The sequence below is a fragment of the Collinsella sp. AF05-9 genome (assembly GCF_003465595.1).
GTDB lineage: Bacteria > Actinomycetota > Coriobacteriia > Coriobacteriales > Coriobacteriaceae > Collinsella.
The window spans coordinates 27,094-47,765 of record NZ_QSBB01000008.1; the positions used below are offsets into that span (position 1 = coordinate 27,094).

A 20,672-nucleotide genomic window follows, 5' to 3' on the forward strand; every position below is an offset into this window, starting at 1 on the left:
GCGCCGGCCAACGGGCACGAGGATTCGCAACAAAGGCAACGTAGCTCCGGTCGGGAGGGGCAGGGCGAGTTTTCCGTAGATTCCGCACGAGCCGAAGGCCACTTAATGTGGCCTTCGTGCGAGCCCAGGACTTGACCGAGCGGAAAACTCGCCCTGCCCCTCCCGACCGGAGCGTATGCAGGGTTTGTGTGCGAATCCTCGTGCCCGTTGACCGACGCCGGGGTCCCCGCCATAATACTTTCGGTTCACGCACGAATCCGCTGCCAGAGACAGCCGGTGCAAACGGGCATCGCCCGCGAGCTTAATGGGATATCCCGCCAGCCGAGGTGGTCGAGTAGATATGTCTTCTCGCCCCCGTCGCTCATGCAGCGCGGGGGCTTTCTTTTTGGACATGCCCCCGTCACGTCCTTGTGGCGGACCGTGCCCGGAAAGAATTCGAGGAGGTGTAATTTATGCCCCAGCAGTACAAAATCGACAAGGTTGCAGAGATCGAGTCCCGTATCGCCGAGAACGCCGGTCTGTTTGTCGTCAACTACAACGGTCTGACGGTTAAGCAGGCTCAGGAGCTGCGTCATCAGCTTCGCGAGTGCGGCGCCGAGATGAAGGTCTACAAGAACAACCTGGTCAAGATCGCTCTCAAGAACCAGGAGCAGCCCGAGCTCGACGAGATCCTCGCCGGCCCCGTCGCTTATGTGTTCTACGAGTCCGAGCCGGTCGAGGCCGCTAAGGCCCTTAAGGACTTCTCTGCTAAGTCCAAGGGCGTCCTTGAGATCAAGGGCGGTATCTCCGACGGCAAGGCCGTTTCCGCTGATGATGTTAAGGCTATCGCCGAGCTGCCCACCAAGGATCAGCTTCTCGGCCAGATCGCCGGTCTCATCTCCGGTTTCGCTCGCGACATCGCTGTCTGCGTCAACGGCGTTTCCTCTGGTCTCGCTCGTTCGATCCAGCAGGTCTCCGAGCAGAAGGCAGCCTAGTCGCTGTTTTCACCCGCGGCGGCAACGCCGCACCCCTGGCGCATTCGCGCCGTGTTTTAACTGATCTCCGTGCACAGACACGGAAACCGAAAGGACTTAGAAATGGCTAAGCTTACCACCGATGAGATCATCGATGCTCTTAAGGAAATGACCCTTCTCGAGGCTTCCGAGCTCGTTAAGGCTATCGAGGACACCTTCGGCGTTTCCGCCGCTGCTCCTGCCGCTGTTGTCGCCGCTCCCGCTGCTGGCGCTGCTGAGGCCGAGGAGAAGACCGAGTTTGACGTCGTGCTCGAGGGCTTCGGCGACAACAAGATCCAGGTCATCAAGGCCGTCCGTGAGCTCACCAACCTTGGCCTGAAGGAGGCCAAGGAGGTCGTCGAGGGCGCTCCCAAGGCTGTTCTCGAGGGTGCCAAGAAGGAGGACGCCGAGGCTGCCAAGGAGAAGCTCGAGGCTGCTGGCGCTGCTGTCACCCTCAAGTAATCAGGCTTTCTCGCCAGATTTCTTTGCAGACGGGGTTCGCATTGCGAGCCCCGTCTTTTTTGTTTTTCGGTTCCTCGACATCGGTTGCTCAAACTGCCATGTTCTGTGATTTGCGTCGTATCGCGTGCCCTGCCGTTGGGCAATAAAATTGCACCATTCGAGCAATAATTTGCGTTGACCTGCTGAAGAATTGTCTCTGCCTTGTAGCGACATATAGTTCCAGCGGTAAGATGCTTGGGTATCGCAATTTGGTCTGCGGCTGTGCGCCGCACGCACGGGGCGCTTTTGCGCCTGCGAAAGGATCTTTGAATAACATGAAGGCAATCATCCCCGCCGCCGGTCTTGGCACGCGTTTTCTGCCTGGCACCAAGTGCACGCCCAAAGAGATGCTGCCGGTGCTCGACAAGCCGGTCATCCAGTATGTCGTCGAGGAGGCACTCGACCCCGAGGAGGTCGACGATGCCATCATCGTTACTTCTCCCGGTAAGCCCGAGCTACTGAACTACTTCCAGCCCGACCGTTCGCTCGAGAACCTGTTGCGCGAGCGCGGTAAGAACGCCTATGCCGATGCCGTCGCCCACGCTGGCGGTATGCCGGTCGACTTCCGTTATCAGTACGAGCCCAAGGGCCTCGGCCATGCTATTCGCTCTGCTGCCGACGCCGTGGCAGGGGAGAACTTCCTGGTTCTTCTGGGCGACTACGTTGTGCCTAACCGCGATATCTGCGACAAGATGCTTGCCGTTTCCAAGGAGCACGGTGGCGCTTCGGTTATCGCCGTCGCTGCTTGCTCGCCCGAGGAAGTCAGCCGCTACGGCGTTATCGCCGGCGAGCGCGTCGGTTCGCTCGAGGGCGCCGAGGGCGTTGCCGATGTCGAGCCGGGCGCTGTCTGGCGTATCGGCGGTCTGGTCGAGAAGCCCGCTCCCGAGGCGGCTCCGTCCAACCTGTACATCGTCGGTCGCTACCTGCTGAGCCCGCTGGTCATGGACTTGCTGGCAGATCAGCAGGCCGGCAAGGGCGGCGAGATCCAGCTCACCGACGCCATGGCCCGTTCGCTCGACCGCGAAGCCATGTACGCAGTCGTCATCGACCCGCTGTCGGGCTACGACACCGGCACTCCCTCTGGCTGGATGGCCACCAACGCCCTCATGGCTGCAAGCGACCCCCGCTTTGCCGATGCCTTCTGGGACGCCATCGACGAGCGCGGCGGATTGATGCGCAAGTAAGCCTTCGGGCACCGACATTTACGGGCGTGGACCTCGGTTCGCGCCCGTTTTTTATAAGAGCTGCGATTGCTAGCTCTCTGTTCACATAAAATATATGAACAGATGTTCGATACACATACATCTACCTGCGTGTTTTCTGTCGAAAAACTTTGCTACTCCAAAAACTCAATCGCGTCAAGGCTTTTCTTGCCCAACGGTCGGTACCTGATAAACTATTAGGTTGCGATAACTGGCGAAGCTATGCCTCGCCAACCCACCGAGCATTTCCGTGAAGGAGGAAAAACCTGGTGACCTACGCATACACTGCCACTGAGCGCAAGCGCGTCAGCTTCGGGAAAATCCCGGAGGCCATGGAGCTCCCCAACCTTATCTCTGTTCAAAGGGAATCCTTTGAGCGTTTTAAGGATGAGGGCCTTCGTGAGGCGTTCAAGGAATCCAGCCCCATCCAGAGTCAGAACCATGTTCTCGAGGTTACCTTCGGCGAGCATCAGTTCGGCGACCCCGCGCACACCGTCGAGGAGTGCCGCGAGAAGGATATGACCTATCAGGCTCCGCTTCTGACCGACGTCCGTCTCACCAACAAGGAGACCGGCGAGATCAAGGAGCAGCTCGTCTTCATGGGCGACTTCCCCATGATGACCGATCAGGGCACCTTCATCATCAACGGTACCGAGCGTATCGTCGTCTCGCAGCTCGTCCGCTCCCCGGGCGTGTACTACAGCTCCGAGATGGATTCGGGCAAGCAGATCTACAAGGCCCAGATCATCCCGTCCCGCGGTGCCTGGCTTGAGTTTGAGGTCGACAAGCGCGACCAGCTCATGGTCTCCATCGACCGTAAGCGCAAGCAGAGCGCCACGATGTTCCTGCGCGCCCTTGGCATCGCCGTCACCAACGACGACATCATCGAGCTGCTCGGCAACTCCGATGTGATCAAGCGCACCCTGGAGCGCGACACCGCCCTCACTCGCGAGGACGCCCTCATCGAGATCTACCGTCGCCTGCGCCCGGGCGAGCCTCCCACCGTGGACGCTTCCCGCAGCCTGCTCGAGGGCCTGCTCTTTAACCCGCAGCGCTACGATTTGGCCCGCGTCGGTCGTTACAAGGTCAACAAGAAGCTCAACCTCACCACCGAGGAAGAGGTCACGGTGCTCACCGACGAGGATATCGTCGCGACGCTGCGCTACCTCCTGTCCCTCGCTGCCGGCGAGCAGGGCTTCAAGGTCGACGACATCGACCACTTCGGCAACCGCCGCATCCGCACCGTCGGCGAGCTCGTCGCCAACCAGTTCCGTATCGGCATGAGCCGTATGGAGCGCGTCGTCCGTGAGCGCATGAGCTCCCAGGACATCGACGAGATCACCCCGCAGTCGCTCATCAACATCCGCCCGATCGTGGCCTCCATCAAGGAGTTCTTCGGTTCCTCGCAGCTCTCGCAGTTCATGGACCAGGCGAACCCCCTGACCGGTCTGACCCACAAGCGCCGTCTGTCCGCACTCGGCCCTGGTGGTCTTGCCGGCCACAAGTCCGGCTCCAGCCGCCGCACCAACGTGCCGACGGCCGTCCGCGACGTTCACAACTCGCACTACAGCCGCATGTGCCCGATCGAGACCCCCGAAGGCCCCAACATCGGCCTGATCGGCTCGCTCGCCCTCTACGCCCGCGTCAACGAGTATGGCTTCATCGAGGCCCCGTTCCGTCGTGTCGAGAACGGCGTTGCCACCGATCAGATCGACTGGATGACCGCTGACGAGGAAGAGAAGCACGTCATCGCGCCGGCCAACACGCCGCTCGATCCCAAGACCAACGAGTTCATCACGACCGATGCCGAGGGCAAGATCGTCCGTCCGCATACCGTGATCGCCCGTACCCGCGACTTCGACGGCTCCTTCGGCGCTCCCGCCGACGTGCCTGTCGAGGACGTCGACTACATGGACGTCTCGCCGCGTCAGATGCTCTCCGTCGCAGCCACGCTGATTCCGTTCCTCGAGCACGACGACGCCAAGCGTACGCTCATGGGCGCCAACATGCAGCGTCAGGCCGTGCCGCTGGTTCACCCCGCCGCTCCCTATGTCGGTACCGGCATGGAGCGTCGCGCCGCCCTGGACTCTGGCGAGGTTACCCTGGCCAAGAACGCCGGCGAAGTCATCTATGCCGACGCCTCCAAGATTATCGTCAAGCACGCCGGCGGCATGGACGAGTATCACCTGGCCAAGTACCAGCGCTCCAACCAGTCCACCTGCATCAACCACCGTCCGCTCGTGCGCGTCGGTGACACCGTTGAGCAGGGCGAGCCTCTGGCCGACGGTCCTTCGACCGATCATGGCGAGCTCGCACTGGGCCAGAACCTCACCGTGGCATACATGCCGTGGGAAGGCTTCAACTACGAGGACGGTATCGTCGTGTCCGAGCGCCTGGTGGCCGAGGACCTGCTGACGACCATCAATATCACCCGTCACGAGATCGACGCCCGCGATACCAAGCTCGGCCCCGAGGAGATCACTCGCGAGATCCCGAACCTCTCCGAGGACATGCTTGCCAACCTCGACGAGGACGGCATCATCCGCATCGGCGCCGAGGTCGGCCCTGGCGACATCCTGGTCGGCAAGGTCACGCCTAAGGGCGAGAGCGCTCTGACCGCCGAGGAGCGCCTGCTGCGCGCCATCTTCGGTGCCAAGGCTCACGATGTTCGCGACACCTCCCTTAAGATGCCTCACGGCGCTTATGGCCGCGTCATCGACGTCGTCCGCTTTAGCCGCGAGAACGGCGACGACCTGGCCCCCGGCGTCAACGAGCAGGTGCGCGTCTACGTCGCCCAGCGTCGTAAGATCCAGCAGGGCGATAAGATCGCCGGTCGCCACGGCAACAAGGGCGTTATCTGTAACGTTCTGCCGGTCGAGGACATGCCCTACATGGCTGACGGTACCCCGATCGACGTTATCCTCAACCCGCTGGGCGTTCCTTCGCGTATGAACGTCGGTCAGCTGCTCGAGTGCCACCTTGGCTGGGCTGCTGCCTGCGGTTGGGATACCGAGGATGCCGACTCCGACAAGTATGTCCCCGGTCCGTTCTTCGTCTCGACGCCCGTCTTCGACGGCGCCAAGGAGGACGAGATCGCCGAGGTCATCCGTCGCGCCAACAAGAACATGCTCAACAAGGCCACCGCTGCCTTTGGCGATCACATGCGCCCCGAGTTTGTCACCCAGCTTGACGAGCGCGGCAAGACCCGCCTGTTCGACGGCCGCACCGGCGAGGAGTTCCGCGAGCCCATTACCGTGGGTACGTCCTACATCCTCAAGCTCGGCCACATGGTCGACGACAAGATCCACGCCCGTTCGACCGGCCCTTACAGCCTGGTTACCCAGCAACCGCTGGGCGGCAAGGCTCAGTTCGGCGGCCAGCGCTTCGGCGAGATGGAAGTTTGGGCACTGTACGCATACGGTGCTGCCAACGTCCTGCAGGAGATCCTGACCGTCAAGTCCGACGATACCGTGGGCCGCGTCAAGACCTACGAGTCCATCGTCAAGGGCGAGAACGTCCCGGTTCCGGGTATCCCCGAGTCCTTCAAGGTTCTCGTCAAGGAGATCCGTTCCCTCGCACTGGACATCGAGCCCATGCACGATGCCGACGAGGACGCCTCCGCCCCTGTGACCGCCGAGGAGACCTCTGCTCTCGACGACCTGGCTGCGCTCGCCGGCGTTGACACCGACGTCGAGGCCCAGGATGCCGAGACCGCCGAGGCACCCGAGGCTGTCGCCGCCACGACCACTGATAAGGAGTAGTTGACTGTGGCAGATTTCGAAGCTACTGATTTTGACTCGGTAAAGATCTCCCTTGCCTCCGCCGACCAGATCCGTTCCTGGTCGCACGGTGAGGTCAAGAAGCCGGAGACCATCAATTACCGTACCCTCAAGCCCGAGAAGGACGGCCTGTTCTGCGAGAAGATCTTCGGTCCCGCCAAGGACTGGGAGTGCTCCTGCGGCAAGTACAAGGGCATCCGCTTTAAGGGCATCGTCTGCGAGCGCTGCGGCGTCGAGGTCACCTCGGCCAAGGTTCGTCGCGAGCGCATGGGTCACATCGAGCTCGCCGCTCCCGTGTCCCACATCTGGTACTTCAAGAGCCCCACGAGCTTCCCGATGAGCCGTATGCTCGACATCAAGTCCAAGGACCTCGAGAAGGTTCTGTACTTTGCCAGCTACATCATCACCGAGGTCGACTACGAGGCTCGCGAGGCCGACGCTGACGACCTGCGCGAGGAGCTCGCCGCCGATCTGGAAGAGATCGATGCCGAGTGCGCCCGCCAGATCGAGTCCCTCAAGGAGCAGGGCAACCCCGAGAACTTTGACGAGTTCTCCGACGAGGAGCCGCTGACCCCCGAGGAGATCGCCTCTGGCATCGTCGACATCGAGGAAGAGTGCAAGGACGAGAAGCAGCTCCGCACGGACGCCTTCAACGCCTTCATGAAGCTCACCGAGCGCGACCTCATCTCCGATGAGCCGCTGTTCCGCGAGATGACCCGTTACTACTCCATGTACTTCAAGGGTGGTATGGGTGCCGAGGCCGTCCGCGACCTGCTCGCTGCCATCGACCTCCCCTCCGAGGCCGAGAAGCTCAAGGCCATCATCGCCGACGAGGATTCCCAGAAGCAGAAGCGCGAGAAGGCCGTTAAGCGCCTCGAGGTCGTTGACGCCTTCCTGAAGGGCGGCAACAGCCCCGCGAACATGATCCTGGATGTCATCCCGGTCATTCCGCCCGATCTGCGCCCGATGGTCCAGCTCGACGGCGGCCGCTTCGCCGCGTCCGACCTCAACGACCTGTATCGTCGCGTGATCAACCGTAACAACCGACTCAAGCGCCTGCTCGACCTGGACGCCCCTGCGATCATCGTGAACAACGAGAAGCGCATGCTCCAGGAGTCCGTGGATGCCCTGTTCGACAACGGCCGTCGTGGTCGCCCGGTCTCTGGCCGTGGCGGTCGCCCGCTCAAGTCGCTCGCCGAGGCCCTCAAGGGCAAGCAGGGTCGTTTCCGTCAGAACCTGCTGGGCAAGCGTGTCGACTACTCCGGCCGTTCGGTAATCGTTACCGACCCCAAGCTGCTGCTGCACCAGTGCGGTCTGCCCAAGACCATGGCGCTGGAGCTCTTCAAGCCCTTCGTCATGAAGCGCCTGGTCGAGCTCGGCAAGGTCGAGAACATCAAGGGCGCCAAGCGCGCTATCGACCGCGGTGCCACCTTTGTGTGGGATATCCTCGAAGAGGTCATCGACGGTCGCGTCGTGCTGCTCAACCGTGCACCGACCCTGCACCGTCTGTCCATCCAGGCCTTTGAGCCGGTGCTGGTCGAGGGCAAGGCTATCCACCTGCACCCGCTGGTCTGCTCGCCCTTCAATGCCGACTTCGACGGCGACCAGATGTCTGTCCACGTGCCGCTGTCCAGCCAGGCTCAGGCCGAGGCTCGCGTGCTCATGCTCTCTGCGAACAACCTGCGCTCGCCGGCATCCGGCAAGCCGGTTAACATCCCTTCGCAGGACATGATCATTGGTGTGTACTACCTCACCCAGGTCCGCGAGGGTCTGCCGGGCGAGAACCACGTGTTCGCCAGCTTCGACGACGCGCTGCACGCCTATGACTGCCGTTCCGAGGTCGACATGCAGGCCAAGATCCAGGTTCGCGTGTCCGCTGCCGATGCCAACGTCATCAACGAGGACGGCACCCGTATCTTCCGCGTCAAGAACGGCAAGAACGAGTTCGTCGACTACGACGTCACCGGCAACAAGACCGCGCGCTTCGAGACCTCTATCGGCCGCATCATCTTCAACCGCCAGTGCCTGCCCGAAGACTATGAGTTCATGAACTACAAGATGGTCAAGGGCGATGTGGCCAAGCTGGTTGCCGACTGCTGCGATCGTTACCCCGAGGCCAAGGTCGGCCCGATCCTCGACGCCATCAAGTACTCCGGCTTCCACTACGCTACCCGCGCCGGCCTCACCATCTCGGTATGGGACGCTCTCATCCCTGCCGAGAAGCAGGAGCTGCTCGATCGCGCCCAGGCCAACGTCGACCAGATCAACGAGTACTTCGAGGAGGGCTTCATCAACGAGACGGAGCGCCACATCGAAGTCGTTAACGAGTGGACCGCTTGTACCGATAAGGTTGCAGCGCTCATGCTCGACTTGTTCGACGAGGAGAACCCGCTCTACATGATGGCCGACTCCGGCGCCCGTGGTTCTAAGACCCAGCTGCGTCAGCTCGGCGGCATGCGTGGCCTGATGGCAGACATGTCCGGCGAGACGATCGACCTTCCCATTAAGGCGAACTTCCGCGAGGGCCTGTTGCCGCTCGAGTACTTCATTTCGACCTACGGCGCCCGTAAGGGCCTGGTCGATACCGCATCCCACACCTCGGACTCTGGTTACCTGACCCGTCGTCTGGTCGACGTGGCCCAGGACGTCATCGTCCGCGAGGAGGACTGCGGTACGCACGAGGGCGTCACCTACAACCTCATCATCCCCGGCACCACCGACCTCAATACCGACCTCGTCGGCCGTTGCTTCATTGAGGACGTCGTGGCTCCCGATGGCACCGTGCTCTTTGAGCAGGACGGCTACATCGAGAAGGTCGCCGACATCCAGAAGATGGTCGATGCCGGCCTTAAGAAGGTCAAGCTTCGCGCACTGCTCACCTGCCGCTCCAAGTACGGCGTATGCCAGAAGTGCTACGGCTGGGATCTTTCCACCCGTCGTCCGGTCGCCATCGGTACCGCGGTCGGCATTATTGCCGCCCAGTCCATCGGCGAGCCCGGCACGCAGCTTACGATGCGTACCATTCACTCCGGCGGCGTCGCTGGCGTCGACGATATTACGCAGGGTCTGCCTACGGTCAGCCGTATGTTCGATATCGTCGGCAACGTCAACGAGAAGATCCTGGGTCGCGAGGCCGAGCTGGCTCCGTACTCCGGCCACCTCTCGATTAAGCCCGAGAAGTCCGAGTACGTGCTGACGCTCACCGACTCCGAGGACCACACCCGTGTCCTCGACGAGCGTCGCGTCCCCGCATCGGTGCGCTTTATGCCCGAGATCGAGGACGGCTGCGAGGTGCGCGCCGGCGACCAGATCACCAAGGGCTTCGTCAACTTCCGCAACCTGCGCAAGCTGACCGACATCGAGTCGACGATGCACACCTTCGTCGAGAGCGTCAAGGACGTCTACACCAGCCAGGGCGTCGACCTGAACGACAAGCACATCGAGGTGCTCGCACGCCAGATGCTGCGTCGCGTTCAGATCACCAACCCCGGCGACTCCAAGTACCTGCTTGGTCAGTACGTCGACCGCTACGAGTTTGCCGACGAGGTCGAGCGCGTTGCCCGTCTGGGCGGTCAGGCTCCTGTGGCCGAGCCCGTCATCCTGGGTACGCTCAAGGTCGCGTCCAACATCGACTCCTGGCTGTCGAGCGCTTCGTTCATTCGTACCGCTGGCGTCCTTACCGAGGCTGCCATCGAGGGCAAGGTCGACCACCTGCTCGACCTTAAGTCCAACGTCATCGTCGGTAAGAAGATCCCGGCTGGTACCGGCCTCAAGCCGTACGCCAACGCCAAGCTGACGTATCGCACGGCCGACGGCTACGTGGACATCGACGGCCCGGCTTCGCCCAACGCCAAGTCGCTGCCCGAGTGGGCTCCTGTGGAGCTCAAGGACCTGGACGAGCAGCTCCCGCAGCAGCTCGACTGGGCCGGCTACGACGAGTTCGGTGGTGCTGACGGTTCGTTCACCCGCAACGGCCACACCATCTCCGCCGAGAAGGCTCGTCTGTACCTGTTCGACGATCTGGGCGTGTCGCAGCGCTGGACCAACAAGTTCAGCGAGGTTGGCATCGAGACGGTCGGCGACCTGGTTGGCAAGTCCGAGGAGGATCTGCTGCGCATCGATGGCATCGGCGCCAAGGCGATCGAGGAGCTCCGTGACGGCCTGGAGGCCCACGATCTGCTCTACATCCTCGAGAACAACGACGACGTTGCCGACGAGGAAGACCTCTCGCAGCTGCTGCAGATGGTCTTTAGCCCCGACGGTCCGGACGATATCCTGCTGGGTACCTCCGCTCCGACGCATCACGCCGACGCCGACGAGGAGCTCCTGGGCGCCCCGATCGACGACAAGAAGGCTCCCGCCAACGGCGCGATCAACGAGGACATGGCTTCCCTCGACGAGCTGCTCAACCAGCTCGTGGACACCGACGACGCCGAAGAGGCCAAGGACAACGACGAGGAGTAATTAGTTCCGCCGTTCTAACGAACGGCGGCGACCTCCGTCGCTGCGCGGCCCCCAGAGCTACAATCTGTCATTCAAAAGGCAGGGCATGACCAAAAGGTCAATGCCCTGCCTTTTTCATGCCACCTTGTACGCTCTGGGGGCCGCTCGCTTGCGTATGCTCAACTTGTTGCGTTCCGTTGATCACTTGCAAAAAAGGACAGGTTTATTTTGGTAGTTTTTCCTGCTTGAATTTGAAACATTCCGTTTGGTCAAAGCGTATCTATGGTGAGGGCCCCATCAAGAACCATCAGTGTCACCGGGAGGTGATTATGGAAGAACAAGCTTTTAGACAGGCGGTCGAGGATCACCGAGATGTCGTGTTCCGAATCGCCTTGACGTATCTGCGTGATCGCGCTGACGCCGACGATGTCGCTCAAGACGTCTTTCTAAAGTTACTCAAAAGCGATACGCATTTTGAAAGCTGGGAGCATCTTCGTCGATGGCTCATCCGGGTCACGATCAATGAATGCAAATCTCTCTTTCGAAAGCCGTGGAGGCGCGTGGAGGATATTGAAAGTCTGACCGATTCGCTCTTGACGGCGCAGGACGAGACCAAGGCCGTCCTATTAGACGTCATGCGGCTTCCGGAACGATTCCGTATCTCCATCGTGCTCTATTACTATCTGGGCTTCTCGACTTCAGAAATTGCCGAGTTACTGCATGTGCCAGCCGCGACCGTTCGAACGCGTTTAGCTCGCGGCAGATCGAAGCTCAAGTTCATCCTAGAGGAGGGCGACCGTGAAATCCAACCAGATCAAGCAGGCCTTCGAGTCCGTCCAAGCCGATAGCGATCTTGCTGACCGTGTTCTTTATGCCGCTGCTGGCGAGCCGCTTCGCCGAAAGGGTCACGCGAAGCCTCTGTATGTTGCCGTAATCGGATGTCTTGCCGGAGTGCTGGCGACCGGAGGGGTCGCCTACGCTGTTGTCAATTCCAGTTATTTTGCCTCTGCCTGGGGAAACCATGGCAACGGAGAGTCCGTTACCTGGACAAATGGCGGCTCGTCGGGGACGAAATATACCTACACCAGAGAGTTTGGTGATGGTATCGCGCCCCAAAGCCTGGAGGGTGCAGTCCAGAAGGTCAATCTGTCCGTCGAGGGCAACGGCTATACGCTCGACATTCATGAGATGGCAATCGACGAGAACGGTTGCGGTGCTGTGACGTTTACATTGTCCAATCCGAATGGCGTTAGCTACTACAAGCCGGCGGCAGAGCTTGGCGAACTTGTTCTCTATGGTGAAGAAGAAGGGGGCGTCAGTACACCCAGCATGAACTTCGGCGAGGAATGGGCTGATACACGCTGCACCATTGATAAAGACACATCAAGCGACACGGTCATTAACGGCACGATGTACTTTGCATCTTGGAATCGCGATCGAGATTTACGACATGCGGTCACCTGGAATATCAGTTGGACGGAGGGCAAAGGTGAGGATGCGAAGGTGATCGAGGTATCGACGCCAGAGTTTAACGTCGGAGCGCACGTCGATACAAAGGAGCTCCGCTCCGACGACTCGCCTCTCGAGATCAGCCCGTTTTCCATCCAGACGCACATCGATGATCTGGGCTATGAAGCAGTTGATCATAAACTGACCGTCAGCTACAAGGATGGATCGGAGCAGATTATCGAAGATGACGACGCAGGGGCGTACAATTTCTATGTTTCGATGGCGCGCAATAGCGGAGAGAACATCTGGGTTCCGACAAAACTGATCAATGTCGATCAAGTGGTCTCGGTGACCCTCGAGGGCACGAGATGCACATCAACAGGAGAGACCGAAACAGAAGTACCCTTTACCATCGTCTATTCGTAAGGTCTAGGCCGCTTCCTGCTAGAGGAAGCGGCCATTTTTGCGTTACATGGAGGGCTGGAATGGGCACTTGCGCACAGGCGGGGATTCCTTTTATGGAGGCTTTGCGGAAATATGGCTATTTTGGGATACGCCCGGCGGCGTGGTCTGTTGACGGCACAGCTAACGGCACGTATCCTATCGAACTGCGTGTTTCGTAGGGGGATGCTGACCCCTCGATTCAAGCCGTTGCACTTTACAGAAAGCTGGAATCATTCGAGAAGGAGTACGCTTTGCCTACTATTAACCAGCTGGTTCGCCAGGGCCGTCGTTCCGTGCCCAAGAAGTCCAAGAACGCTGCTCTGCAGCACAACTCCCAGAAGCGCGGCGTGTGCACCCGCGTCTTCACCACGAGCCCCAAGAAGCCGAACTCGGCTCTTCGTAAGGTTGCCCGTGTTCGCCTTGTCAACGGCATCGAAGTTACTGCTTACATCCCGGGTGAGGGCCACAACCTGCAGGAGCACTCCATCGTGCTCGTCCGCGGCGGTCGTGTCCGTGACCTCCCTGGTGTCCGTTATCACGTCATCCGTGGCGCCTACGACGCTGCTCCGGTCCAGAACCGTATGCAGGCCCGTTCCAAGTACGGTGCTAAGCGCCCCAAGGCCAAATAAGCCAGATAACGTTTTGATACTTTCGCCGTGTGCCGCCTAAGGGCCGCACGGTAGACACTTAAGGAGATTTCACATGCCGCGTCGTGCAGCAGCTAATCGTCGTGAGGTTCAGCCTGACGCCGTTTACAACAACCGCCTGGTGACTCAGCTCATCAACAAGGTCCTTCTTGACGGCAAGAAGGCCACCGCTGAGCGCATCGTTTACACCGCTTTCGAGATCGTTGCCGAGAAGTCCGAGGGTGGCGACGCTCTCGCTACCTTCAAGAAGGCTATGGACAACGTCAAGCCCACGCTCGAGGTTAAGCCCAAGCGTGTCGGTGGCGCTACCTATCAGGTCCCGATGGAGGTCAACTCCCGTCGTTCCACCGCTCTGGGTATCCGCTGGATCGTCAACTTCTCCCGCGCTCGCAAGGAGAAGACCATGGCCGAGCGTCTCGCCAACGAGATCCTCGACGCTTCCAACGGCCTGGGCGCTTCCGTCAAGAAGCGTGAGGACGTCTTCAAGATGGCCGAGGCCAACCGCGCGTTCTCTCACTATCGTTGGTAAGTTAAGGTAAGGAACTAACATGGCTAAGCCTAAGTACAAGCTTTCCGATACCCGTAACATCGGCATCATGGCCCACATCGATGCCGGTAAGACCACCACGACCGAGCGTATTCTTTACTACACCGGTAAGACCCACAAGATCGGTGAGGTCCATGAGGGCGCTGCCACCATGGACTGGATGGTTCAGGAGCAGGAGCGCGGCGTAACCATTACCTCCGCTGCTACCACGTGCTTCTGGAACAAGGACGGCAAGGACTACCGCATCCAGATCATCGACACCCCGGGCCACGTTGACTTCACCGCCGAGGTCGAGCGCTGCCTGCGCGTCCTCGATGGCGCTGTCGCCGTCTTCGACGCCGTTGCCGGCGTTCAGCCCCAGTCTGAGACCGTTTGGCGTCAGGCTTCTACCTTCAACGTCCCCCGCATCGCCTTCATCAACAAGTATGACCGCGTGGGCGCTGACTTCTTCAACGCTATCGAGACCATGAAGGATCGTCTCGACGCCAACGCCGTGGCCGCTCAGGTCCCGATGGGCGCCGAGGACAACTTCTGGGGCGTCATCGACCTGGTCACCATGACTGCATGGGACTTCAAGGCCGACGAGAAGGGTATGACCTACCCCGAGCCGATGGACGAGATCCCGGCTGAGTTCGCCGACATCGCTGCCACCAAGCGCGAGGAGCTCCTCGACGCTGCTGCCAGCTTTGACGACGAGCTCATGGAGAAGATCCTCATGGAGGAGGACTTCACCGTCGAGGAGCTCAAGGCTGCTCTGCGCAAGGGCGTTCTGGCCAACGAGCTCAACCTCGTCTTCGTGGGTTCCGCCTACAAGAACAAGGGCGTTCAGGAGCTGCTCGACGCTGTCGTCGACTACCTGCCCAGCCCGCTTGACGTCGAGGCCGTCACCGGTACCGATCCGGACACCGGCGAGGAGATCCAGCGTCATCCTTCCTTCGACGAGCCCTTCTCCGGCCTGGTCTTCAAGATCATGACCGACCCGTTCGTCGGTAAGCTCACCTACGTCCGCGTTTACTCCGGCCGCGCCGAGTCCGGCTCCTACGTTGTCAACGCTTCCAACGGTCAGCGCGAGCGCCTCGGCCGCATCCTCGAGATGAACGCCGCCGAGCGTATCGACCGTGACGACGCTGCCGCCGGCGACATCGTCGCTTGCGTCGGCTTCAAGAACTCCACCACCGGTGACACCCTGTGCGCCGAGGGCAAGGAGATCGTCCTCGAGAAGATCGAGTTCGCTAAGCCCGTTATTGACGTTGCCATCGAGCCCAAGACCAAGGCCGAGCAGGACAAGATGTCCCTGGCTCTGACCAAGCTCGCCGAGGAGGACCCGACCTTCCAGGTGTCCACCAACCACGAGACCGGCCAGACCATCATCGCCGGCATGGGCGAGCTGCACCTCGAGATCATCGTCGACCGTCTGCTCCGCGAGTTCAAGGTTGACGCTAACGTCGGTAAGCCCCAGGTTGCCTACCGCGAGACCGCCGGTCACGACGTCGAGAAGGCTGAGGGCAAGTTCGTCCGTCAGTCCGGCGGTCGCGGTCAGTACGGCCACGCCGTCATCAAGCTCGAGAAGATGGAGGAGGGCTTCGGCTACGAGTTCGTCAACGCTATCGTCGGCGGCGTCGTGCCCAAGGAGTACATCCCGTCCATCGACAAGGGCATCCAGGAGGCCCTGAACACCGGTGTTATCGCCGGCTTCCCGGTCCTCGACGTTAAGGTCACCCTGTTCGACGGTTCTTACCACGAGGTCGACTCCTCCGAGGCCGCCTTCAAGATCGCCGGTTCCATGGCTATCAAGGACGCTCTCAAGAAGTCCGATCCGCAGCTGCTCGAGCCGATCATGGCTGTCGAGGTCGAGACCCCCGAGCAGTACATGGGCGACGTTATGGGCAACCTCTCCGGTCGCCGCGGCAAGATCGAGGGCATGGAGGATCGCAAGAACAGCAAGCTCATCCGTGCCAAGGTGCCGCTGGGCGAGATGTTCGGTTACGCTACCGACCTTCGCTCCCAGACCCAGGGCCGTGCATCCTACACGATGCAGTTCGACTCTTATGAGCCCGCGCCCAAGTCCATCGTGGACGAGGTCATGAGCAAGAACGCCTAAGTTCGAGCTCCCTGTTACGTAATCCGCGAGAACATCTCTCGCACTCTTTGGAGGTTTAAGTTGGCTACCCAGAAGATCCGCATTCGCCTCAAGGGCTATGATCACGAGGTCGTCGATCAGTCCGCGAAGCTCATCGTCGAGACCGCTCAGAAGACCGGTGCTCGCGTTTCCGGTCCTGTCCCCCTGCCCACCGAGCGCAACCTGTACACGGTTATCCGCTCGCCGCACGTGAACAAGGACTCCCGTGAGCAGTTCGAGATGCGCACCCACAAGCGCCTCATCGACATCCTCGACCCCACCTCGGGCACCGTTGATTCGCTCATGCGTCTCGACCTCCCCGCTGGCGTCGACATCGACATCAAGCTCTAAGCGATATCGCTCATAGCTTACAGAGCCCCGCTGCCATTACGGTAGCGGGGCTCTTTTGTTTTGCATGATGGGTTTTGACCGCCTGGTAATGCTGCTGAGTAGGTGGCTGCGGCGCCCTATTCGCCCAAGGGGCGCAGCGACGCCTCCTCAAAATGGAAGGATCGCAAGCCGTCTTCCGTTTCGACACACGCGCGTCCAAAGGTATCGACGGTTTTAAAGATGCCTCGCGCCAGCTCGTCACCGGCAGGGGAGCGGGCGATAACGTGCTTTCCAATCCAATTGAGGTGAGCGACATATTCGCCGTGGACGGGCGCGAGCGGTCCGGCGTTTTCTTCCATGGCGTTGAGCAGATCTGCCCACGCGTCTACAGCGTTTACGACGGTGTGATAGACCTCATCGAGGAGCATATCGACGGCGGGAACGTTCTCGTTGAGGTCCGAGAGACCGATTGCCGGCAGGCCACCATCGGGCACCTCCGCGGGCACATAGTTCACGTTGACGCCGATGCCACAGACCGCAAAGGGGTTGCCTTCGTTATCGCGTGCGGCTTCGACCAGAATGCCGCCGAGTTTGCGTCCACGCGCGACCAGGTCGTTGGGCCATTTGAGGCCAATCTCGTTTGCAAGACCCTGTTTTTCGAGCGCCTCGAGCACCGCTAGGCCGCTGACGGCGGCAAGGCCAGAGTACTTGGCGGGATCAACACGAGGACGTAGGACAATCGAGAGTAACAGATTGCCGGCGGTTGAATCCCACTTGTGGCCGCGCCGGCCGCGTCCTGCTGTCTGAGCCCGGGCGGCAAGTCCTGTGCCGTGCGGCGCTCCCTGTTTTCCTGCTTCGAGCAGGTCATCGTTGGTCGATCCGGTTACGTCGACTATCGTTAATTTGGCATCCATAACGGCTGCTACCTCCTTAATGAATAAGTGAATAACGCAATGGTGTCGAGAGAGACACAATGTGAAGCCTTTGTCGCATTTGGACAATTTAATGTTAACACGTTAACAACGACTGAAATGCGCTATCCTCTCTTGGTCGATGTAAACACGTCAACAACTCAAAGGAGGTTAGTGATGGGTTTCACGATTCTTGGAACAGGCTCGGCGCTTCCTAAGCGCAGTGTTTCCAATGACGAGCTGTCCGAGTTCCTCGATACCTCGGATGAGTGGATTTTTACCCGCACAGGTATCAAGAGCCGCCATGTATGCACCACCGAGTCACTTGACGACCTTGCCGTAGCGGCGAGCGAGCGGGCACTCCAGGTGTCCGGAATCGACGCGAGCCAGCTGGATTTGATCGTCTGCTCGACGACGACGGGTGACCACCTTGTTCCCGCCGAGGCGTGTGCCGTTGCTGAGCGACTGGGCGCGACGTGCCCTGCCTTCGATGTCTCGGCTGCCTGCGCCGGCTTCGTATTTGCGCTCGATGTTGCCGAGGGCTATATCGCCCGAGGACGAGCCAAGCATGTGCTTGTCGTTGCCGCCGAGCAGATGACGCGCGCGCTCGACTGGACCGACCGCGCCACCTGTGTGCTCTTTGGCGATGGGGCAGGCGCCGCGGTGATTGAGGCTGGGGGAGACAGCCCCCTTGCCGTTGAGCTTTCGACGGCGCCCGACGTCGAGACGTTGTGCGTTCCCGGTCTGGTCGGCACCTCGCCGTTTAAGGCCTCCGCAGATAGCGAGAGCGTGCTGTCCATGAATGGCCGCCGCGTGTTCAAGTTCGGCGTCAACGCGATTTGCGACACGGTCCATAAGCTTGCGAGCGATGCGGGCATTTCGGTCGAGGACATCGACCATTTTGTATTCCATCAGGCTAACGAACGAATCCTGAGTCAGGCGGTCAAGCGCCTCGGTGTGCCAGACAAGCGCGTGGTTCGAACGCTGCGCGAGACCGGCAACATTTCGAGCGCATGCATTCCGCTTGCCCTCGACCGGCTGGCAAACGCCGGTGCACTTCACACGGGCGACACCATCGCCCTCGTTGGATTTGGCGCCGGTCTGGATATAGGTGGCTATCTACTTCGTTGGAAGTAGTCGCACATAGGAAATAAAAACGCCCCTAGGGCACAAACAAAGGAGAACTACCATGGCAGATCAGAAGACCTTCGAGCGCGTTTGCGATGTTATCCGCGAGACCGCCGGTCTTGACGACGTCGAGATGAAGCCCGAGTCCACGCTCGAGGAGATTGGTCTCGACAGTCTGGGCACCGTCGAGATCCTCGTCGCCGTTGAGGACGAGTTTGGCATCCAGCTCGATACCGAGGAGAACCCCAAGACGGTCGGCGAGTTCGCCGATACGGTCGAGGCGGCATTGGAGAAGTAGAGATGCTCAAGACTCCTCTCTGCGATCTGCTCGGCATCGAAAAGCCCGTGTTCCAGGGCGGTATGGCCTGGATCGCCGACGCCTCGCTGGCGTCCGCAGTGTCCGAGGCGGGCGGCTTAGGGATTATCGCGGCCATGAACGCCGACGCCAACTGGCTGCGCGACCAGATTCATGAGCTGCGCGCCAGGACGGATAAGCCCTTTGGCGTCAACGTCATGCTCATGAGCCCGTTTGCCGACGAGGTCGCGCGGGTCGTGATTGACGAGCGGGTGCCGGTCGTCGTGACGGGTGCCGGCAATCCCACCAAGTACATGAAGGCGTGGAACGAGGCGGGCATCAAGGTCATCCCGGTCGTTGCCTCGGTGGCGCTGGCGCGTCTCGTGGCGCGTCGTGGAGCCACTGCCGTGGTTGCCGAGGGTACCGAATCAGGCGGCCATATTGGCGAGACCTCGACGATGGCACTGGTGCCACAGGTTGTCGATGCGGTCGATATTCCCGTGGTTGCGGCTGGCGGTATCGCCGATGGCCGCGGCGTGGCGGCCGCCTTTATGCTGGGCGCCGCCGGCGTGCAGGTGGGTACGCGCTTTCTGATCGCAGATGAGTGCACCGTATCGGAGCAGTACAAGGAGATGGTCCTGAAGGCCAACGACACCTCGACGCGTGCGACCGGCCGCTCGACGGGACACCCGGTGCGTGCCCTCAAGAGCCCCTTCACTAACGCCTACGCCAAGAGCGAGGCGGCGGGCGTAAGCGTCGAGGAGCTCGGGGCCATGGGCACGGGCGCCCTTCGCAAGGCCGCCAAGGACGGCAATTACGAAGAGGGCTCGTTTTTGTGTGGACAGATTGCCGGCATGGTCAACGAGCGCCAAAGCGCACGTGAAATCGTTGACGACCTGGTCGATGGCGCCGAGCACGTCCTGAAGGGTGCGTGCGCATGGGTGGCGTAGCGTTTCTGTTTGCCGGCCAGGGCGCCCAGCACCCCGCGATGGGCGTCGACCTGATCGAGGCATCGCCGGCGGCCGCCGAGGTGTTCGCCATTGCCGACGAGGTGCGCCCGGGGACCAGTGAGCAGTGCCGAAGCGCCTCCAAGGAGGAACTCTCGCAGACCGAGAACACGCAGCCGTGCGTGTTCGTTCACGATTTGGCAGCGGCTGCCGCCCTGCGTGAGCGCGGCGTGGTACCTACCGCCTGTGCGGGTTTTTCGCTTGGCGAGGTCGCCGCGCTCACCTTTGCGGGGGCGTTCGATACGCGAGCGGGTTTTGAGCTCGTATGTGAGCGTGCGGCATTGATGGCCACGGCGGCCGAGCGTCACCCCGGCGGCATGCGCGCCGTCATCAAACTCGATGCGGCGCAGGTCGAGGGCTTGGCAAAACAGGCCGGCGAGGACTGCTGGCCGGTCAACTACAACAGCCCCCAGCAGACGGTTGTGGCCGGAGCGCCCGAGGCGCTGCAGGAGCTCGACGTTCTAGTGAAAGAGGCTGGCGGTCGCGCCATGAAGGTCGCGGTGTCGGGTGCATTCCATAGCCCCTATATGGCCGAGGCGACCTGTGGCCTTGCTGCATATATCGAGGCCGGTCACGCGCCGTCCCCGCTGCTGATTCCTGTTATGGCAAATATGACAGCGGCGCCCTATCCGGCCGACCCGCAGGCGGCAGCGGAGATGCTGGCCAACCAGGTGAGTCATGCCGTGCGCTGGGTCGACACGCTGCATGCTCTGCAGGATCAAGGCATCGACACGTTTATTGAGGTCGGCCCTGGCAAAACGCTGTCGGGCCTGGCCAAGCGTACGCTGAGCGACGTTCGCGTGTATTCGTGCGAAACGGCCGAGCAGGTCGCAGCTATTGCCGACGAGCTCGCATAGTCCACAGGGCTGTAACCCGAA

Annotated in this window: 16 protein-coding genes; 15 read left to right on the top strand and 1 reads right to left on the bottom strand. The window is 60.9% G+C overall.

Features of this window, described 5'->3' with window-relative positions; all coding sequences use genetic code 11:
* Positions 1-452: 452 nt before the first annotated feature.
* The 11 genes from rplJ (at position 453) to rpsJ (ending at position 16,474) form a co-directional block, all read left to right on the top strand.
* Positions 453-974, top strand: coding sequence for a 50S ribosomal protein L10 (rplJ, locus tag DWV43_RS04065; protein ID WP_006235004.1), 522 nt, complete (start codon positions 453-455; stop codon positions 972-974).
* A 102-nt stretch (positions 975-1,076) separates the two neighbouring features.
* Complete coding sequence (gene rplL / locus DWV43_RS04070) at positions 1,077-1,454, top strand: 50S ribosomal protein L7/L12 (protein ID WP_006235005.1); 378 nt, start codon at positions 1,077-1,079, stop codon at positions 1,452-1,454.
* A gap of 314 nt (positions 1,455-1,768) precedes the next feature.
* A complete protein-coding gene (locus DWV43_RS04075; protein WP_117817109.1) occupies positions 1,769-2,677 on the top strand; it encodes a UTP--glucose-1-phosphate uridylyltransferase in 909 nt (302 codons plus the stop codon).
* A gap of 350 nt (positions 2,678-3,027) precedes the next feature.
* Positions 3,028-6,456, top strand: coding sequence for a DNA-directed RNA polymerase subunit beta (locus DWV43_RS04080; RefSeq protein WP_231500742.1), 3,429 nt, complete (start codon positions 3,028-3,030; stop codon positions 6,454-6,456).
* A 6-nt stretch (positions 6,457-6,462) separates the two neighbouring features.
* Positions 6,463-10,938 (top strand): DNA-directed RNA polymerase subunit beta', encoded by a 4,476-nt coding sequence (locus DWV43_RS04085; protein ID WP_199410946.1) that lies wholly within the window; start codon positions 6,463-6,465, stop codon positions 10,936-10,938.
* Positions 10,939-11,246: 308 nt separating this feature from the next.
* Positions 11,247-11,765, top strand: a complete 519-nt coding sequence (locus DWV43_RS04090; RefSeq protein WP_187361806.1) for an RNA polymerase sigma factor — start codon at positions 11,247-11,249, stop codon at positions 11,763-11,765.
* Positions 11,716-12,792 carry a DUF4179 domain-containing protein gene (locus tag DWV43_RS04095; RefSeq protein WP_117817112.1) on the top strand — a complete coding sequence of 359 codons (1,077 nt, stop codon included), beginning with the start codon at positions 11,716-11,718 and terminating at the stop codon, positions 12,790-12,792. Before DWV43_RS04090 ends, DWV43_RS04095 begins: the two co-directional genes overlap by 50 nt.
* A 269-nt stretch (positions 12,793-13,061) precedes the next feature.
* Entirely contained in the window at positions 13,062-13,439 is a 378-nt protein-coding gene (gene rpsL / locus DWV43_RS04100; protein ID WP_006235012.1) for a 30S ribosomal protein S12, read from the top strand.
* Between the two features lie 73 nt (positions 13,440-13,512).
* A complete protein-coding gene (gene rpsG, locus DWV43_RS04105) occupies positions 13,513-13,986 on the top strand; it encodes a 30S ribosomal protein S7 (RefSeq protein ID WP_006235013.1) in 474 nt (157 codons plus the stop codon).
* Between the two features lie 19 nt (positions 13,987-14,005).
* Positions 14,006-16,105, top strand: coding sequence for an elongation factor G (gene fusA / locus DWV43_RS04110; RefSeq protein ID WP_022094183.1), 2,100 nt, complete (start codon positions 14,006-14,008; stop codon positions 16,103-16,105).
* Between the two features lie 60 nt (positions 16,106-16,165).
* Complete coding sequence (rpsJ, locus tag DWV43_RS04115; protein ID WP_022094184.1) at positions 16,166-16,474, top strand: 30S ribosomal protein S10; 309 nt, start codon at positions 16,166-16,168, stop codon at positions 16,472-16,474.
* Positions 16,475-16,590: 116 nt separating this feature from the next.
* On the opposite strand, the gene DWV43_RS04120 is transcribed toward rpsJ, so the two are convergent.
* Entirely contained in the window at positions 16,591-17,367 is a 777-nt protein-coding gene (locus DWV43_RS04120) for a biotin--[acetyl-CoA-carboxylase] ligase (protein ID WP_117817113.1), read from the bottom strand.
* Positions 17,368-17,541: 174 nt separating this feature from the next.
* On the opposite strand from DWV43_RS04120, the gene DWV43_RS04125 reads away from it, so the two are divergent.
* The 4 genes from DWV43_RS04125 to DWV43_RS04140 are packed head-to-tail and all read left to right on the top strand — an operon-like array spanning position 17,542 to position 20,651.
* Positions 17,542-18,501, top strand: a complete 960-nt coding sequence (locus DWV43_RS04125; RefSeq protein WP_117646091.1) for a 3-oxoacyl-ACP synthase III family protein — start codon at positions 17,542-17,544, stop codon at positions 18,499-18,501.
* Between the two features lie 52 nt (positions 18,502-18,553).
* Positions 18,554-18,790 (top strand): acyl carrier protein, encoded by a 237-nt coding sequence (locus tag DWV43_RS04130; RefSeq protein ID WP_006235019.1) that lies wholly within the window; start codon positions 18,554-18,556, stop codon positions 18,788-18,790.
* A 2-nt stretch (positions 18,791-18,792) separates the two neighbouring features.
* Complete coding sequence (gene fabK / locus DWV43_RS04135; protein ID WP_117563768.1) at positions 18,793-19,737, top strand: enoyl-[acyl-carrier-protein] reductase FabK; 945 nt, start codon at positions 18,793-18,795, stop codon at positions 19,735-19,737.
* The gene (locus tag DWV43_RS04140) at positions 19,725-20,651 is read left to right on the top strand and encodes an ACP S-malonyltransferase (protein WP_117817114.1); all 927 of its coding nucleotides are present in this window, start codon (positions 19,725-19,727) and stop codon (positions 20,649-20,651) included. The genes fabK and DWV43_RS04140 overlap by 13 nt, the downstream gene beginning before the upstream one ends.
* Positions 20,652-20,672: the final 21 nt, after the last annotated feature.

What these genes read in the sequence shown, in the direction of transcription:
- rplJ (WP_006235004.1), top strand. Translation starts at nt 453, where the DNA reads ATGCCCCAGCAGTACAAAATCGACAAGGTTGCAGAGATCGAGTCCCGT.
- rplL (WP_006235005.1), top strand. Translation starts at nt 1,077, where the DNA reads ATGGCTAAGCTTACCACCGATGAGATCATCGATGCTCTTAAGGAAATG.
- DWV43_RS04075 (WP_117817109.1), top strand. Translation starts at nt 1,769, where the DNA reads ATGAAGGCAATCATCCCCGCCGCCGGTCTTGGCACGCGTTTTCTGCCT.
- DWV43_RS04080 (WP_231500742.1), top strand. Translation starts at nt 3,028, where the DNA reads ATGGAGCTCCCCAACCTTATCTCTGTTCAAAGGGAATCCTTTGAGCGT.
- DWV43_RS04090 (WP_187361806.1), top strand. Translation starts at nt 11,247, where the DNA reads ATGGAAGAACAAGCTTTTAGACAGGCGGTCGAGGATCACCGAGATGTC.
- rpsG (WP_006235013.1), top strand. Translation starts at nt 13,513, where the DNA reads ATGCCGCGTCGTGCAGCAGCTAATCGTCGTGAGGTTCAGCCTGACGCC.
- fusA (WP_022094183.1), top strand. Translation starts at nt 14,006, where the DNA reads ATGGCTAAGCCTAAGTACAAGCTTTCCGATACCCGTAACATCGGCATC.
- DWV43_RS04120 (WP_117817113.1), bottom strand. Translation starts at nt 17,367, where the DNA reads ATGGATGCCAAATTAACGATAGTCGACGTAACCGGATCGACCAACGAT.
- DWV43_RS04125 (WP_117646091.1), top strand. Translation starts at nt 17,542, where the DNA reads ATGGGTTTCACGATTCTTGGAACAGGCTCGGCGCTTCCTAAGCGCAGT.
- DWV43_RS04130 (WP_006235019.1), top strand. Translation starts at nt 18,554, where the DNA reads ATGGCAGATCAGAAGACCTTCGAGCGCGTTTGCGATGTTATCCGCGAG.
- fabK (WP_117563768.1), top strand. Translation starts at nt 18,793, where the DNA reads ATGCTCAAGACTCCTCTCTGCGATCTGCTCGGCATCGAAAAGCCCGTG.
- DWV43_RS04140 (WP_117817114.1), top strand. Translation starts at nt 19,725, where the DNA reads ATGGGTGGCGTAGCGTTTCTGTTTGCCGGCCAGGGCGCCCAGCACCCC.